The 15,238-nt window shown below is 72.1% G+C and carries 16 protein-coding genes; 8 read left to right on the plus strand and 8 right to left on the minus strand.

Features of this window, described 5'->3' with window-relative positions:
* Position 1: 1 nt before the first annotated feature.
* Genes SXIM_RS02555 through SXIM_RS02570 form a run of 4 tightly spaced genes read right to left on the minus strand, consistent with a single transcriptional unit; the run spans position 2 to position 3,398 of the window.
* Complete coding sequence (locus tag SXIM_RS02555; RefSeq protein ID WP_030727540.1) at positions 2–1,489, minus strand: aldehyde dehydrogenase; 1,488 nt, start codon at positions 1,487–1,489, stop codon at positions 2–4.
* Positions 1,482–2,213 (minus strand): alpha/beta fold hydrolase, encoded by a 732-nt coding sequence (locus SXIM_RS02560; protein ID WP_030727543.1) that lies wholly within the window; start codon positions 2,211–2,213, stop codon positions 1,482–1,484. The genes SXIM_RS02555 and SXIM_RS02560 overlap by 8 nt, the downstream gene beginning before the upstream one ends.
* A gap of 7 nt (positions 2,214–2,220) precedes the next feature.
* Positions 2,221–2,772, minus strand: a complete 552-nt coding sequence (locus tag SXIM_RS02565; RefSeq protein ID WP_046722817.1) for an amino acid synthesis family protein — start codon at positions 2,770–2,772, stop codon at positions 2,221–2,223.
* Entirely contained in the window at positions 2,769–3,398 is a 630-nt protein-coding gene (locus SXIM_RS02570) for an amino acid synthesis family protein (protein WP_046722818.1), read from the minus strand. The genes SXIM_RS02565 and SXIM_RS02570 overlap by 4 nt, the downstream gene beginning before the upstream one ends.
* A gap of 270 nt (positions 3,399–3,668) precedes the next feature.
* Here SXIM_RS02570 and SXIM_RS02575 point away from each other — a divergent pair, with 270 nt between their 5' ends.
* From SXIM_RS02575 to SXIM_RS02590, 4 genes are all read left to right on the plus strand, one after another.
* The gene (locus SXIM_RS02575; RefSeq protein ID WP_046722819.1) at positions 3,669–5,264 is read left to right on the plus strand and encodes a BCCT family transporter; all 1,596 of its coding nucleotides are present in this window, start codon (positions 3,669–3,671) and stop codon (positions 5,262–5,264) included.
* Positions 5,251–5,676: an ester cyclase gene (locus SXIM_RS02580; RefSeq protein WP_030727555.1), complete on the plus strand. Its 426-nt coding sequence runs from the start codon at positions 5,251–5,253 to the stop codon at positions 5,674–5,676. The genes SXIM_RS02575 and SXIM_RS02580 overlap by 14 nt, the downstream gene beginning before the upstream one ends.
* 86 nt (positions 5,677–5,762) lie before the next feature.
* Positions 5,763–6,266, plus strand: coding sequence for a flavin reductase family protein (locus SXIM_RS02585; protein ID WP_030727558.1), 504 nt, complete (start codon positions 5,763–5,765; stop codon positions 6,264–6,266).
* 50 nt (positions 6,267–6,316) lie between these two features.
* Positions 6,317–7,015, plus strand: coding sequence for a GntR family transcriptional regulator (locus SXIM_RS02590; RefSeq protein ID WP_030727561.1), 699 nt, complete (start codon positions 6,317–6,319; stop codon positions 7,013–7,015).
* Positions 7,016–7,136: 121 nt separating this feature from the next.
* Here the strand turns inward: SXIM_RS02590 and SXIM_RS02595 are convergent, their stop codons facing one another.
* From SXIM_RS02595 to SXIM_RS02610, 4 genes are all read right to left on the minus strand, one after another.
* Positions 7,137–8,138: an ABC transporter substrate-binding protein gene (locus tag SXIM_RS02595; protein WP_046722820.1), complete on the minus strand. Its 1,002-nt coding sequence runs from the start codon at positions 8,136–8,138 to the stop codon at positions 7,137–7,139.
* Positions 8,135–8,908, minus strand: coding sequence for an ABC transporter ATP-binding protein (locus tag SXIM_RS02600; protein ID WP_030727567.1), 774 nt, complete (start codon positions 8,906–8,908; stop codon positions 8,135–8,137). Before SXIM_RS02600 ends, SXIM_RS02595 begins: the two co-directional genes overlap by 4 nt.
* Positions 8,908–10,011, minus strand: a complete 1,104-nt coding sequence (locus SXIM_RS02605) for a FecCD family ABC transporter permease (RefSeq protein ID WP_234306761.1) — start codon at positions 10,009–10,011, stop codon at positions 8,908–8,910. The genes SXIM_RS02600 and SXIM_RS02605 overlap by 1 nt, the downstream gene beginning before the upstream one ends.
* A 103-nt stretch (positions 10,012–10,114) precedes the next feature.
* Entirely contained in the window at positions 10,115–11,389 is a 1,275-nt protein-coding gene (locus SXIM_RS02610) for an MFS transporter (protein ID WP_046722823.1), read from the minus strand.
* A 247-nt stretch (positions 11,390–11,636) separates the two neighbouring features.
* On the opposite strand from SXIM_RS02610, the gene SXIM_RS02615 reads away from it, so the two are divergent.
* Genes SXIM_RS02615 through SXIM_RS02630 form a run of 4 tightly spaced genes read left to right on the plus strand, consistent with a single transcriptional unit; the run spans position 11,637 to position 15,229 of the window.
* Positions 11,637–12,392 (plus strand): class I SAM-dependent methyltransferase, encoded by a 756-nt coding sequence (locus SXIM_RS02615; RefSeq protein ID WP_043176923.1) that lies wholly within the window; start codon positions 11,637–11,639, stop codon positions 12,390–12,392.
* Positions 12,389–13,228, plus strand: coding sequence for a Rossmann-like domain-containing protein (locus tag SXIM_RS02620; RefSeq protein WP_046722826.1), 840 nt, complete (start codon positions 12,389–12,391; stop codon positions 13,226–13,228). The genes SXIM_RS02615 and SXIM_RS02620 overlap by 4 nt, the downstream gene beginning before the upstream one ends.
* Complete coding sequence (locus SXIM_RS02625) at positions 13,225–14,265, plus strand: GHMP family kinase ATP-binding protein (RefSeq protein ID WP_078847061.1); 1,041 nt, start codon at positions 13,225–13,227, stop codon at positions 14,263–14,265. The genes SXIM_RS02620 and SXIM_RS02625 overlap by 4 nt, the downstream gene beginning before the upstream one ends.
* Positions 14,186–15,229 (plus strand): pyridoxal-phosphate dependent enzyme, encoded by a 1,044-nt coding sequence (locus SXIM_RS02630; protein ID WP_046722827.1) that lies wholly within the window; start codon positions 14,186–14,188, stop codon positions 15,227–15,229. The genes SXIM_RS02625 and SXIM_RS02630 overlap by 80 nt, the downstream gene beginning before the upstream one ends.
* Positions 15,230–15,238: the final 9 nt, after the last annotated feature.

The raw sequence follows: 15,238 nt of genomic DNA on the forward strand, positions 1-15,238 counted from the left end.
GTCAGCTCCGCAGGGTGAAGGGGTCGGCCACCGGCTCTTCTCCGGTGTTGATCCACACGCTCTTGAGCCGGGTGTACTCCTTGATGGTCTCGGTGCCGTGCTCGACACCGACGCCGCTGGTCTTGAAGCCCTGCCGGGGGGACATGGGCGACATGGCCCGGTAGGTGTTGACCCACACCGTGCCGGCCTCCAGGCGGTCGGCCATCCGGTGGGCGCGGGAGAGGCTGGTGGTCCAGACTCCGGCGGCCAGCCCGTACTCGGTGTCGTTGGCGATCCGGACGGCCTCCTCCTCGGTGTCGAAGGGCAGGACCGCGAGCACGGGGCCGAAGATCTCCTCGCGCACCACCCGCATGCTGTTGTCGACGTCCACGAGGATGGTGGGTTCGTAGAAGTAGCCGCCGAGGCCGCCGTCGGTGGCGCGTCCGCCGGTGAGCACCCGGGCGCCTTCCTCGCGGCCCAGCTCCACGTAGCCGGCCACCTTGTCCCGTTGTTCGGCGAAGGCCAGCGGACCCAGTTCTGTGGTCTCCTCCAGCGGGTCGCCGATGCGGATGGCCCGGGCGCGTTCGGTGACGCGTTCCAGCAGTTCGTCGTGGACCGCGCGGTGGACGAGGACGCGGCTGCCGGCGATGCAGGTCTGTCCGGCGGCGGCGAAGATGCCGGCCACCACGCCCATGGCGGCATTGGGGATGTTCGCGTCCTCGAAGACGATGTTCGGGGATTTGCCGCCGAGTTCGAGGGTGGAGCCGATGAACCGGCCGGCGGCTGCGGAGGCGATCCGCGATCCGGTGGCGGTGCTGCCGGTGAAGGAGATCTTCGCCAGGCCCGGGTGGTCCACCAGGGGCGCTCCGGCCTCGGCGCCGAAGCCGGTGACCACGTTGACCGCGCCCGGCGGGAACCCGGCTTCGAGGGCGAGTTCGGCGAGCCGAAGGACGGTGGCGGAGGTGTACTCGGAGGGCTTGATGACCACCGTGTTGCCGGCGCACAGGGCCGGGGCCAGTTTGCTGCTGGTCAGGGTGAGCGGCGAGTTCCACGGGGTGATGGCTCCGACGACGCCCAGCGGTTCGCGGGTGGTGTAGTTGAGCACCCGCCGGTCCGAGGTGGGGATGACGTCGCCGTGGATCTTGTCGGCGAGTCCGGCGTAGTAGTGGTAGTACTCCGGGAGGGTGGCCAGTTGGCCGCGCATCTCGCGCAGCAGCTTGCCGTTGTCCAGGGTCTCCATCCGGGCCAGTTCCTCGGCGTGCTCGGCGATCAGGTCGCCGAGCCGTCGCAGCAGATGGCCGCGCCGGGTCTGGCTGAGGTCGCGCCAGCGCGGGTCCTCGAAGGCTGCGGTGGCGGAGGCCACGGCGCGGTCGATGTCCGTGGCGTTGCCGCGCGCCGCCCGGTACAGGGGTTGGCGGGTGGCCGGGTTGGTGCTCTCGAAGGACTCCCCCGAGGCGGGTTCGACGCGCTCCCCGCCGATGAGGTGCTGGAGCGTGGTGAGTTCAGACATGGGCGCGCTCTCCGATGAAGTGGGTCAGGGCGTCGGCGAACGCCCGCGGACGCTGGACGGGCAGCATGTGCCGGGCGCGGGGGACGATGACCGCGCGGCAGTCGGGCAGCGCGGCGGCGAGCCGGTGGGTCATGGCGGGGGTGGACCCCGGGTCGTCCTCCCCGGTGACGGCCAGCGCCGGGACGGTGATCTCGCCCAGGCGCGGGGCGAGTTCGGCGTCGGCGGTGGCGAAGACCCGGTAGCAGGCGAGGAAGGACCCGTGGTCGTTGGCCCGCAGCACGGCCTCGGTGCGGGCCACCGGTTCGGGGCCGACGCCGGTGCCCGCGTACCAGCGCTCCAGGGAGGCGGCGGCGCTCGCCGCCCCGTCGGTCTCGGCGGTGCGCAGCCGGGCGAGTACGGCGGCCCGTTCCTGCGGGGTGCGTCGGCACACCGAGCTGACCGAGGTGAGGGTGGCGGCCCGGCCGGGGTGGTGGAGCGCCAGGTGCTGGGCGACCAGTGCGCCGAGCGAGAATCCCACGAGGTGCGCGCCCGGGGGGACGGTGGCGGCGATGCCGTCGGCCAGTTCGGCGAGGGTGATCCCGTCCCGGACCGGCGGGCGGGTGCCGTGGCCGGGCAGGTCGGGGGTGAGGACGGTGAAGCGGTCGCTCAGGAGCACGGCGGCGGGCTCCCACATGGTGTGGTCGAGCCCGACGCCGTGCAGCAGCACCAGCGTCGGCTTGCTCATGTCGCCTCTATCGTTCGGTTGCCAGCGGTGCCAGCCGCTGCTGGGGTCGCCCCTGGGCGGCCGCGGCGAGGGCGACGACGATCTCGCCGGGGTGGGGGGCGTCGGAGATCCGGACCTCGACGCTCTGGTGGTGGGAGCGGATCGTGGCGTCGGTGATGTGCTTGAGCGGGATGTCGAAGAGGACGCCGGCGGGTCCGCGCTTCTCGACGGCCGGCAGCAGGGTGGTGGCGTCGGCGGCCTTGCGGAAGTGGTCGCCGAACTTGAGGGTGTGGATCAGGGCGGAGCCGTGTTCGATCTCGCCGTCGAGGCCGACGATGGCGGCCTTGCCGTATGCCTCGGCGGGCGCGCCGAGTGCTTCGAGCACCGCCGGGGCCAGCAGGGCCCCGAGGTCGGAGGCGTGGGCGTCGATGCCGGGGGCCAGGTCCTCGACGAAGCCCCGGCCGGCCCACGGGTTCGCGATGACGGCGGCGACGACGGCGACCTTGGCCGGGGTGGCGACCTCCCGGCCGCCCTCGGTGCGGATCTCCTCGACGACGGTCACGATCTTGCGGACGTTCATGACGGTGTGGCCTCCAGGCTTGCGGCGGTGACGGTGCGGTCGGTGGTGCGGTCCCCGATGCGGGGGTGCGGCCGGGGTCCGGTGGACGCGGCGGCGATGACGACGATCTCGTCGGCGCGCGGGGCGTCGGGTACCCGGGCGCTGATGGTCTGGTAGTGGCTGCGGGTCGCCGCGTGGGTCTTGTGCCACAGGGGGACGGTCAGGGCCTCCCCCGCCTCGGCGCGGGTGTCGGCGAAGCAGATGATCGATTGACCGGCCAGGAACTCCCGTACCAGGTTTCCGAAGTAGGGCGTGTGGATGAGCGCGCCGGCGTGCTCGATCTCGCCGCCGGTACCGACCACGGCGGCCTTGCCGAACGCCTCGATCTCCTCCACCGGGCCGAGCGCGGCGACGAGCCGGTCGGTGAGCAGGGTGGCGAGGACCGGGGCGATGCGGGCCTGTTCCTCGGACAGGTCGGCCCAGGGGCCGCCGTGCAGCCACGGGTTGGTGATGACGGCGGCGACGCTGGCCCGCCGGGCGGGCCGGTCCGGGGTGTGGCCGGCCTCCGTGACGACCACGTCGCGGTAGAGCACGAGCTTGCGGAGACCGATGGAGTGGTCCGGGCGATCCGGGATGCGCTCTTGCATGCCACAGGACGATAGGCATACGTCTTCTCCCGGTCAAGAGCCGTGCCAAAGACGGCATTCCACGGAGGGGCGCGCTCGCTCCGTTCAGCGCACCTGCGGTCTGTAGCAGGGGTTTCTCCGGTCAGGTGGACTGTTTCCGATTCATTTCGCCGTACCTCTTGACCCGTGATGGGTGACATGCATTACTGCTGCTTGCATGCCAGCGGCGAAGCTGGTGACCCTGCGGACTCAAGGAGCCTCATGTCCAGTCACCTTCGAACGGGTGCGGAGATGACACCCGTGAAACCGCGGGGAAGCGACGCCGGAGCCGACCGGGAGCGCGGTGGCCGCGCCCGGCTCGGGTCCGTCTTCTGGACCTCCATCGGCATCTCGGTGGTGTTCGTCGCCTGGGCCGTGCTGTTCACCGAGAACCTGAACAAGGTCACCTCGACCTCGCTGGGCTGGGTCACGGAGACCTTCGGCTGGACCTATCTGGTGGTCACGCTCGGTATCCTGATCTTCCTGGTGTTCCTGGCCTTCAGCCGGGCCGGCTCGATCCGGCTCGGCGAGGACAGTGACCGCCCGGAGTTCTCGACGGCCACCTGGCTGGCCATGCTGCTGGCCGCCGTCATGGGCATCGGACTGATCTCCTACGGAGTCGCCGAACCCATTTCGCACTTCGCCGACCCGCCGCACGGCCTCGCCGAGCCGAACACCCCGGCCGCGGCGGCGCGCGCCCTCCAGTACTCCTACTTCGACTGGGGCCTGCACGCCTGGGCGGTCTTCGCCGTCTTCGGTCTCGCCATCGCCTACGCCACGCACCGCAAGGGCCGCCGCGCCCTGGTCAGCCAGTTGTTCGTGCCGCTGCTCGGCGACCGGGTGAACGGCCCGATCGGCAAGACGATCGACGTCCTGGCGGTCTTCTCCACCCTGTTCGGTACCACGACCTCCCTGGGTCTGGGGGCCCTCCAGCTCAACAACGGTCTCGGCAGCCTGTTCGGCGTCCCGGTCAACTCGGTGAGCCAGGTGCTCATCGTGGCGGCCCTGACCTCCCTGTTCACCATCTCGGCGGTGACGGGGATCAGCAAGGGCATCAAGTACCTGAGCCAGATCAGCACGGTGCTCGCGATCGTGTTCGTCGCCTTCATGCTGATCGTGGGGCCCGCCGCCTTCATCGCCAACCTCTACACCGAGTCCCTGGGCCTGTGGGCCAGCGACTTCTTCCGGATGAGCCTCCAGGGAAGCGCGTTCGGCGGGCTGGAGTGGATGCAGTTGTGGACCTACTTCATGCTGGCCTGGTGGGTCTCCTGGGGAGCCTTCGTGGGGATCTTCCTCGCCCGCATCTCCCGGGGCCGCACCATCCGGGGTTTCATCTCGGGTGTCCTGGTCGTCCCGAGCGCGGCGTTCTTCACCTGGTTCACGGTCTTCGGCGGCACGGCCATCCACGTCGACCTGTACCGGGGCGGCGACATCGCGCGGCAGACCGCCGCCGACCTCAACACGGCGTTCTTCGCCACCCTCGACCACTTTCCGCTGGCCGGCCTCACCTCGGCCGTGGCCATCCTGCTGGTGGTGATCTTCTTCGTCACCAGCGCGGACTCCAACACCTATGTGCTGAGCATGATGACCTCCGACGGATCGCTCACCCCGCGCCGTTCCGTCCTCATCCTGTGGGGGGCCATCACCGGGGTCACCGCCGTCGCCCTGCTGCTCGCCGGCGGACTGAACGGCCTCCAGAACACCGTCATCGTCACGTCCCTGCCCTTCCTCGTGGTCATCGCCGCACTGACGGTGTCCTTCTGGAAGGAACTGAGCGGGGACCTCAACGCCCCGCCGAGCGCGGACATGAAGAAGGAAGAGAAGGAGAAGGCTGATGCCGGACAGTAACGCCCGCCGCGACCTGATCGAGACGACGTGGGCCGCCGCCTGGGGCCGTGGCGAAGTGGACGCCCTCGGCGCGCTCCTCGCGCCGGACTACCTCCGTTACGGCAGCGACCCGCAGCCGCAGCACCTGGACGCCCTCAAGTCGGCGATCCTCGGCACCCGGGCCGCTTTCCCCGATCTGACCACCACCATCGACGACATCCTGCTGGACGGGAATCGGGCGGCGATCCGCTGGCACAGCACCGGCTGCCACGAGAACCCCTTCCTCGGCGTCCCCGCCACCGGGCGGCGCGTCCGTGTCGCCGGCGCCACCTTCGCCCGCTTCGAGGGCGACCGGATCGCCGAGGAGTACGTCACCTGGGACCCGCGCGCACTGCTGACGGCGCTCGGCGTCTTCCCGGTGGGGCAGGACTGACGCGCCCGATGACGACCTCTGCCCCCGCACGCGCGACGACCACCAGCACGGCCACCACGGCACGGACCAGGACAAGGAGCACCGCCATGACCGCACTCGCCGCCGCCCCCGGCATCGATGTGATGAAGCAGGTCAACCGGCAGTTCGTCACCGGGGTCACGGTCGTGACCACCATGGACGGCGAGACTCCACGGGGTCTGGCGGTCAACGCGTTCTCCAGCATCTCCCTCGACCCGGCCACCGTGATGGTGTGCGTTCAGCGGACCTCCTCCACCCACGACTGCCTGTTCCGTGCCGGTCATCTCGCCATCAACATCCTCTCCACGGAGCAGCTGGACGTCGTCGGTGTCTTCGCCGGCAAGTCCGACGACAAGTTCCGCCAGGTGAACTGGGAGAGCGGTCCGTTCGGCAGCCCGCTGCTCGCCGCGAGCAGCGCCAGGGTCGAGGCCGAGATCCGCGAACGGCTCCAGGCCAGTACCCACACCATCTTCATCTGCCGGGTGGTGCACGCCGATGTCGCCGAGTGGCCGCCCATGGTGTACAGCGCGGGTAAGTTCTTCGACGGGGGCGCGCTCGCCCCGCTGGGATGACCGGTGACCGATGGACCGATGACCGGCGGCCGGTTCGGGAGACGACAGGGATGAGATCGGTGAATCGCGGACAGAGCGGACCGAAGAACGGGTCGGTACAGGCCCGGGTGGTCGCCGAGATGCGCCATCGCATCATCAGGGGCGACATCGGACCCGGGTCACCGCTCGCCGAACTGGCCCTCGCGGAGGAGTTCGGTGTCAGCCGCACACCGGTGCGCGAGGCCCTGAAACAGCTTCAGACCGAGGGCCTGGTCGAGATCAGGCCCCGGGTCGGCACGTTCGTCACCGCCCCGTCCCGCCGTGAGATCACCGAACTCTTCGAGATGAAGGAACTGCTGGAGGGCGCCGCCGCACGCCTGCTCGCCCAGCGCGGCCGGGTCGCGGAGATCGAGTTGCTGGAGCGCAACCTGCGCGAGGCGGACAACGCGGTGGAGCGCGACAACCGGGAACGGTACGCCGAACTCGTCCAGGAGTTCCACGATCTGCTGATCGCCGGGGCGGACAACAGCAAACTGGAGGCCCATTACCGCACGCTGATGAACCAGCTGGCGTACTCCCGGCTGGTGACCACCTCCCTCAGCCGGCCGGGCCGGGCCCGCCAGTCCGACCGCGAGCACCACCACGTCCTCGAACTGATCCTGGAGAAGGACGGCGACAGCGCGGAACACGTCATGCGTGAGCACGTCCGCGCCTCGCGCCGCGCCCTGCTGGCCGGGCTGCCACCCGCCGGCGGCACGGCCGGCGCGTGATCCCGTCCTGCGCCACGGCGGTGTCGCGACGGCCACGGAAGGGAGCGCCGGACCGGCGGGGTTGTTGTCGTGCTCACCAGGCCCGGGGCGGTGGCGCCCCGGGCCGCTCCGTGCGCGTGGGTCAGCTGTCGGCGCCGGTCGGGTACAGGTCGCGGAGATAGGCGCCGAAGCCCTCGGCCCCGTCGATGATCCGGGGGCCGCTGATGGCCTCGTTGTAGTCGAGGATGTAGAAGTTGCCGGCCAGCACGGCCGGGAGGTTGCGGGTCACGGGGGAGGAGCGCAGGAAGTCGATCTTCTCCTCGGCCGGGCGGTCCTGGTAGTCGAGGATGACGATGACCTCGGGGTCGGCGTCGACGACAGCCTCCCAGCCCACTGTGGTCCACCGGTCGGTCAGATCGGCGAAGACGTTCTCGCCGCCGGCCGTCTCGATGATCTCGTGGGGCGGGGCCTGGTTGCCGGAGGTGAACGGCTGGTCGGTGCCGGAGTCGTAGACGAAGACGCGGGGCGCGCGGCCGGCCGGGGCTGCCTCCTCGACGGCCGCGACGCGTTCACGCATCCCGGCGACGACCTCCTCGGCGCGGTCTTCGGCGCCGAAGATCCGCCCCAGCAGTTCCAGGTCCCGGTACAACCCTTCGATCGGGGTGAAGTCCACCGGGTATTCGGGGTAGTTGTAGCAGGTCTCGCTGTGCATGAAGCTCTGGATGCCCAGGGTGTCCAGGAGTTCGGGCGTGATGCCGCGCTCGTCGCTGAAGCCCGAGCGCCAGCCGGCGACGACGAAGTCCGCCCCGGCGTCCACCACCAGCTCCCGGTTGAGCAGGTCGTCGCTGAGCATCTCCACCTTCGCGTACTCGGACGCCCACGGGGACTCCTCCACGGGCGGGTTGGCGGGCGGCATGACGTAGCCGCGCACGTGGTCGGTCAGGCCCAGGACGAACATCTTGTCCGCGCTGCCGGCCTCGTAGACGACGGCGCGCTCAGGGAGCTGGTATGTCACGTCCTCGCCGCAGCGCGGGACGGTCACCGCCGTGGCGCCTGAGGCGCCGTCCGCCGCGACATCGGCGCCGCAGGCGGCCAGGGGCAGGGCGGCCGCGGCGAGGGCGGCGGCGCGCAGGCGTCGGGTCATGCGGGGGCTCCCAGGGAGTAGAGGAGTTGCGGGTGGCCGGTCAGGGGGTGGGGGACGACGGTGGCCTCGACGCCGAAGACGGTGCGCACCAGTGCGGGGGTGAGTACCTCGCCCGGTGTGCCGGCCGCGACCAGGGCGCCGTCGGCCAGCACGCCGACGCGGTCGCACACGGCGGCGGCGAGGTTCAGGTCGTGGAGCACGATCACGACTGTGAGGCCCGAGCGGCGCAGCAGCGTGAGCAGGTCGATCTGGTGCCGGATGTCGAGGTGGTTGGTGGGTTCGTCGAGCACCAGGACGTCGGGTTCCTGGACCAGGGCGCGTGCGGCGAGCACGCGTTGGCGTTCGCCGCCGGAGAGGGTGAGGACGCCCCGGTCGGCGAGGTGGAGGACGTCGAGCTGTGCCATGGCGCGGTGGCACAGTTCGGTCTCGCGGGGGCCCAGTGCCTGGTTGCCGCGCAGGTGGGGTGAGCGGCCGAGGGCGACGATCTCCGCAACGGTGAAGTCGAGTTCGGATCCGCTCTCCTGGGTGAGCGCGGCGATGTGCCGGGCGCTGTCACGGCGGGTGTAGGTGGTCAGCTCGCGGTCGTGGAGCCATACGGTGCCGGTGGTGGGGGCGAGCGCCCGGTAGACGCAGCGCAGGGCGGTGGACTTGCCGCTGCCGTTGGGTCCGACGAGGCCCACGATCTGGCCGCTCCCCACATCCAGGGACAGGTCGCGGACCAGGGCGCGGCCGTCCCTGACGACCCCCAGCGCGTCGAGTCGCAGCGTCATCAGCGGCCCCCGAAGACGTAGCCCTTGCGGCGCATCAGGGTGATGAACACCGGGACGCCGACCAGGGCCGTGATGACGCCGAGGGGAAGTTCGCGCGGAGCGGCGAGGGTGCGGGCGACGAGGTCGGCCCAGACCATGAAGACGGCGCCGACGAGCGGTGCGAGGACGAGCACCCGGGCGTGGCGGGCGCCGACGAGGATGCGGACCAGGTGCGGCATGACGAGGCCGACGAAGCCGATCGCCCCGCTGACCGCGACCATCGCGCCGGTCATCAGGGAGGTGATGACGAACAGGCCGCGCCGCAGGGCGGTGGCGTCCACGCCGAGGCTGCCGGCCGTCTCGTCGCCCAGTGCCATGGCGTCCAGGGCCCGGGAGTGGCGGTGCAGGACGAAGGCCCCGGCGAGGACGATCACCGCGACGGTGGGCAGCGAGCCCCAGGTGGCGGCGCCGAGCCCGCCCAGCGTCCAGAACAGGACGGTGTGGGTGGCCTCGCCGTCGGGGGCGAGGTAGACCATGACGCTCATGACGGCCTGGAAGCCGTAGGCGAGGGCGATCCCCGTCAGGACCAGGCGCAGCGGGGTGAGTCCGGTGCGGCTGTAGGAGGCCAGGTAGACGAGGGCGGAGGCGGCCAGCGCACCCGCGAAGGCGCCGGCCGACAGGGCGTGGACGCCGAAGGCGCCGAAACCGCCGAGGACGATGACGGCGACCGCGCCGACCGAGGCGCCGGAGGAGACGCCCAGGACGAACGGGTCGGCCAGCGCGTTGCGTACCAGGGCCTGTACGGCGACGCCGACCACGCTGAGGCCGGCGCCGACGACGACGGCCAGCAGCACGCGGGGGGTGCGGACCTCCCAGATGATCTGGTAGCCGGTCAGGTTCTCGGCGGGGATGGTGCCGCCGGTGAGCGCGGCCCACAGGTAACGGGTCGTGTCCGCGGGTGAGATGGCGGCCGGACCGAGACCGATGGCCACGACCACGGAGACGATCAGCACGGCGAGCAGGGCGAGGACGGGGAGGGCGAGGCCCCGGCCGGTGGGCCCGGGGTCCGGGCGGACGGTGAGGTCCCCCGAGGGCTCACGCAATCTGTCGATAATGGAAATCATTGTCGTATCAGTGTTGTGCGCTGTGCCCGTTTCGTCAAACGGTCGCCGCCGAGGGGGCCTTCAGGGCAGCCGCGGAGCGGGGGCCCGCGCGGTGCACACCCCCTTAGGCAACCGCCTCCGGAGTGGACCGTGCCCCGCCCCGCGAGAAGTGGCGCGCGGTGGGCACCAGCGCCGCGCCCGCCGGGACGAGGAAGCACACCAGGGTGCACAGGCCCAGCACCGGGCCGGGCCCGAAGGCGTCGACGGCGGGGGCGATCAGGGCCAGGCCCACGGGGGCCAGGCCGTAGGAGACCATGAAGTCGAGCGAGGAGACCCTGGCCAGCCGTCGCGGTTCCACCTCGCGCTGGATGGCGGTGAACCAGGGGACGTTGAACAGTTCGATGCCGACGCCCGCCACCGCGTAGGCGACCACCACCAGGGCCACCGGCCCCGGCAGCCACAGGCTCAGCGGGGCGAACCCGTAGCAGGCCAGGGCCGCCAGCGCGGCCCAGCCCTGGAAGCGGGGGCGCCAGCGGGAGATGAGCAGCGCGCCGAACAGGGCTCCCGCCGTGTAGGCGGTGACGGCGGTGGCCAGGACGGCCTCGGTGCCGTAGCGGTCCCGGCTGACCATCGGCAGAACGACTCCGGTGGCCGAGTATCCGGTGGCGATGACGGCGGCGAGCGCCACGAGACCGCCCAGGAACCAGGGGTGGCGGCGCGCTTCCCGCACGCCGTCGGCGAACTCGGCGGTGAATCCGGGCCGCTCGGCCCCGTCCGGGGCGGGGGCGGGGGCGGGCTTCCCCCGGGGCGGCAGGAGGGCGGCGGCCAGCCACAGCACGCCGCTGCCCAGCAGCAGCGTGGGTACATCCAGCACGGTGGCGAGCAGTGCGGCCAGCGCGGGCCCCGCCAGCGTGGTGACGCGGACGGCCAGGGTCATCGCGGCGTTGGCCTGCTGGCGCCGCCCTGGCCGCACGACTTCGGCGGTCAGGGCCTGGAAGGCCGGCCGGCAGGCGCCCTGCCCGGCACCGATCACCGCGCCGGCCACCGCCATCAGGGCGACCGAACGCCCCAGGGACATCGCCAGTACGGGGGTGGCGACGGCGGCGGCGAGCGAGGACCACAGCACGACGGAGCGGCGCGACCAGCGGTCGGCGAGGACACCGCCGACGGGCACCGCGATCAGGAAGCCGACGGTGCGTACGGCCAGTACGAGGCCGAGCGCGGTGGGCGTGATGGCGCTGTGCAGCACCGCGAGCCCGAGGATGAAGGGCATCGCCCAGGTGGCCAGGCCGGAGGCGGTCGAGCCCGCCCACAGCCGCAGGAAGGAGACCTCGCGCAGTACGGACCGCGGGCGGTCGGCGGTGACGGGTTCCAGGGTTGACGCGGGGGGACCGGCCACGGTGGTGCCTCCTTGAGGGTCGGAGCGGCCTGATGTGCGGTCAGTCGTGCGGGGCGGAGGGTGCACGGCCCCACCGTGCGTCCGCGACCACCGGTCGGCGGGCAGCGACACAGGCGCCCGCCGGGGGCCTACTCCCGTGCCACGGGGGGCGGTTGGGGCCAAGGGCAACTCTAGACAGAAATGAAAATCGTTTGTAATACTCGCACGGTCATCGGAGTGCGACCACTCCGCTACCAAGGGAGACCTCGTGGATCACCCGGCGCCAGGACCGGCGTTCGCCGATCAGCTTCCCCCGCCCCTGCCGGCGGACCGGATCATCGCCCTCAACCAGCCCAGGGCCGACCTCCACACCACCCGTCAGCACACCTGGAACGGCTGGACGTTCGACCTGCCGCCCGGCGTCTTCCAGCCGGGGGAAACCAGCCGCATGATCCACGAGCGGATCCTGGACGGCCGTATCGAGGTGGCCGGCCGCCGCTACGCCGCCATGGGCGTGGGCCTCGGCGTCGAGGCCGTGGCGGCCGGGCAGCGCGGCGCCCGCGAGATCTACGCGCTCGACATCCACCCGGAGTCGGTCGCCACCACACGGCGGCACTACGAGCGGATCGTCGGGGACCGTCCGGGGACCACCTTCCACCCGCTCGTCTCCGACCTGTTCGACGCGCTGCCGCCCGGGACCCGACTGGATGTCATCACCTTCAACCCGCCCGCCGTCAGCAGACGGGTGAGCGAGGACCCCGACGTGGTGCGCAACGTGTGCGTCGGCGCCCCGCTGCTGGCCGCCTTCTTCAGCCGGCTCGCCGAGGGCGACCTGCTCGCGGCCGGCGGCGAGGTCCATCTCATCGCCTCCAACACCGCCGACCTGCGCGCCATCATCGGGCAGGCCCAGTCCCTCGGCTTCCACCCGGAGGTGACTCTGCGCCACGACTGGCGGGACGGGGTACTGACCTATCTCTTCCGGCTCACCCTCCCGGCTGCCGACCGCCAGGAGCCCGCCGCATGACCCGGCCCACCGCCCGGCCCACCGCGCCGCCCGCCACTGTCGAGGAACTGCGCCGCGCCGTGCTGGCGGACGCGACCGGCGCCGGCCCGGCCGCCCCCACCGCGACCGCTGTCTTCTGGCTGCACCACGGCACCCGGCTGTCCGGCGGGGACACCACCTACCTCAACCAGTATCTGCTCGTCCGCAGCGGCGGGTCGTTCGGGGCCTGCGCCGTCGAGGACGGCGAGACCGACCCGGCGCTGTGCCGCCGGTACACCGGCGCCCCGCTCCGCGCCCTGCTCGGCGAGGACGTCCCGCGCCCGTTGCGGCTGGCGGCGCTCGACGCCCTCCTCGCCGAGGCGTCGCCGCACCGTGAGGACCCGGCCGCCGAGCCGGTCGGCCTGCCCCGGGGAACGCCGGAGGAACGCGCCCGCGCCCGGGACACGGCCATCGCCGGACTGCTGGACATCCCCGAGGGCGCCAAGGTCGCCCTGATCGGCGTCGTCAACCCGCTGGTGGCCGCCATCCGCGACCGGGGCGGGGTCTGCCTGCCCTGTGACTTCAACCTGCGCACCACCCAGTGGGAGGAGCCCGTCACCGATTCCATGGACGAGGTCCTGGGCTGCGCCGACGCGGTGGTCGCCACCGGGATGACCCTGGGCAACGGCTCCTTCGACACCATCCTCGGCCGCTGCCGGGAGCGCGGCATCCCGCTGGTGGTCTACGCGCAGAGCGGCAGCGCCGTCGCCCGCGCCTTCCTCGGCAACGGGGTGACCGCGCTGTCCGCGGAGCCCTTCCCCTTCTCCCAGTTCAGCGCCGAGCCCACGGTGCTGTACCGGTACCGGGCCACCGCGTGATCCCCTCCACCGGCACCGGGGAGGCCCCCTGTCACCACGGCGAGATCCTGCAGGGCGCCTTCCGCGACCGGACCGGCCGGACCTCGCTGGGCCTGGTCACCCTCTCGCTGCCCACTACGGACTCGCTGGGCAGCCGCGCGGAGTTCACCCCGTGCCCCAAGGCCCCCGCCGGCCGGCTCACGGTCCACCCCCCGGACCGGGTCAAGGCGCTGCGCGCGGCGGCCTCGACCATCGCGGAGTGCGCCCGCCGGAGCGGACGGACGCCGTGCGGCGGCCGGCTGCTGCTGCGCGGCGCCGTCCCGGTGGGCCTGGGGATGGGCTCGTCCACCAGCGACATCATCGCCACCATCCGGGCGGTGGCCGCCGGCTACCACGTCGCGCTGACCGCACCCGAGGTGGCCCGGCTGGCGGTGGCCGCCGAGCACGCCTGCGACCCCCTCATGCTCGACGACGGGCGGGCCCCCGTCCTGTTCGCCCAGCGCGAGGGACGCGTCCTCGAAGTGCTCGGCACGGCGCTGCCGCCGGCCGTGGTCGTCGGCTGCGCCACCAGCGGCGGCGCACCGGTCGACACCCTGGCCCTGCCCACCGACGCCTACCGCGACGAGGACGTGACCACGTACGAGAGTCTGCGCGGCCTGCTGCGTCGCGCCGTCACCACCGCCGACACCGCACTGCTCGGCCGGGTCTGCACCGCGAGCGCCCGCCTCCACCAGCGACTGCTCACCAAGGAGGAACTCCCGCTGCTGGAGGCCATCGCGGCCGAGACCGGCGCGGCGGGCGTACAGATCGCGCACAGCGGCAATGTCGCCGGAGTGCTCTTCGACCCCGCTCTCCCCCGCCTGCGACCACGGATACGCCGCTGCCTCCACCGGCTGGAGCGCACGGGCATCCCCACCACCCGGATCTTCACGACGTCCGCGAGCACGCCGGACACAGAGAACGAGAAGGTGAGCACGCATGCACGACCACGTGTCCGACGCGATCGGCGCCCCCGACCTGATACGCCTCGAACCCGGACTGATCTGCCTGCGCTTTGAGACCATGAAGGTCGTCTCCGCCCTCGCCGCCGTGCGGCAGCTGCTTGAGCGCGGCACCGTACGGCCGGGCGACACCCTGCTGGACAGCTCCAGCGGCATCTACGCCTACGCGCTCGCCCTCGCCTGCCACCGCCACGGCCTGCGCTGTCACATCGTGGGCTCCACCACCATCGACGAGGTGCTGCGCACCCAACTCGCCGTCCTCGGCGCCCGTCTGGAGCAGATGCCGCCAAGCGACGACCTCAAACTCGACCAGAGGCGGCGGGTGCGGCGCGTCCGCGAGATCCTCGCCGAACACCCCGCCTACCACTGGATGCGCCAGTACCACGACGACATCCACTACCTCGGATACCGGGCCGTCGCCGCGTCGGTGGCCGAGGAAACACCGGGGCAGGCGCTCACCCTGGTCGGCGGCGTCGGGTCCGGCGCCTCCACCGGGGCGCTGGCCCGGTACCTCCGCGAAGGCGGCACCGACCTCTGCCTGGTCGGCGTGCAGCCGTTCGGCAGTGTCACCTTCGGCAGCGAGCGGGTGACCGACCCGGAGATCATCATCGCCGGGATCGGCTCCTCCATCCCGATGGGCAATGTCTCCCACACCAGCTACGACACCGTGCACTGGACCGCCTTCGACGCCGCCCTGGCCGGCAGCGTCGATCTGCTGCGCCGGCACGCGGTCTTCGCCGGCCTGTCCACCGGCGCCGCGTATCTGGCCGCCCGCTGGGAGCACCGCCACGACCCGGAACGCACCGTGGTCTTCATCGCCGCGGACACCGGCCACCGGTACGTCGACACGGTCTTCGGCCGGCACCGCGAGGCCGTCCCGCTTGAGCGCCTCGCCCCCCGGACGGTCACCACCCCCGCCGAACTCGCCCTCCCCTGGTGCCGGATGGAGTGGTCCGGCGAGCGGGGGTTCGGGGAGGATCGGCGGATGGCGGTGCCGGTCACCGGCGCGCCGCACGGCTGACGGGGGCCG

Source organism: Streptomyces xiamenensis, from assembly GCF_000993785.3.
GTDB lineage: Bacteria > Actinomycetota > Actinomycetes > Streptomycetales > Streptomycetaceae > Streptomyces > Streptomyces xiamenensis.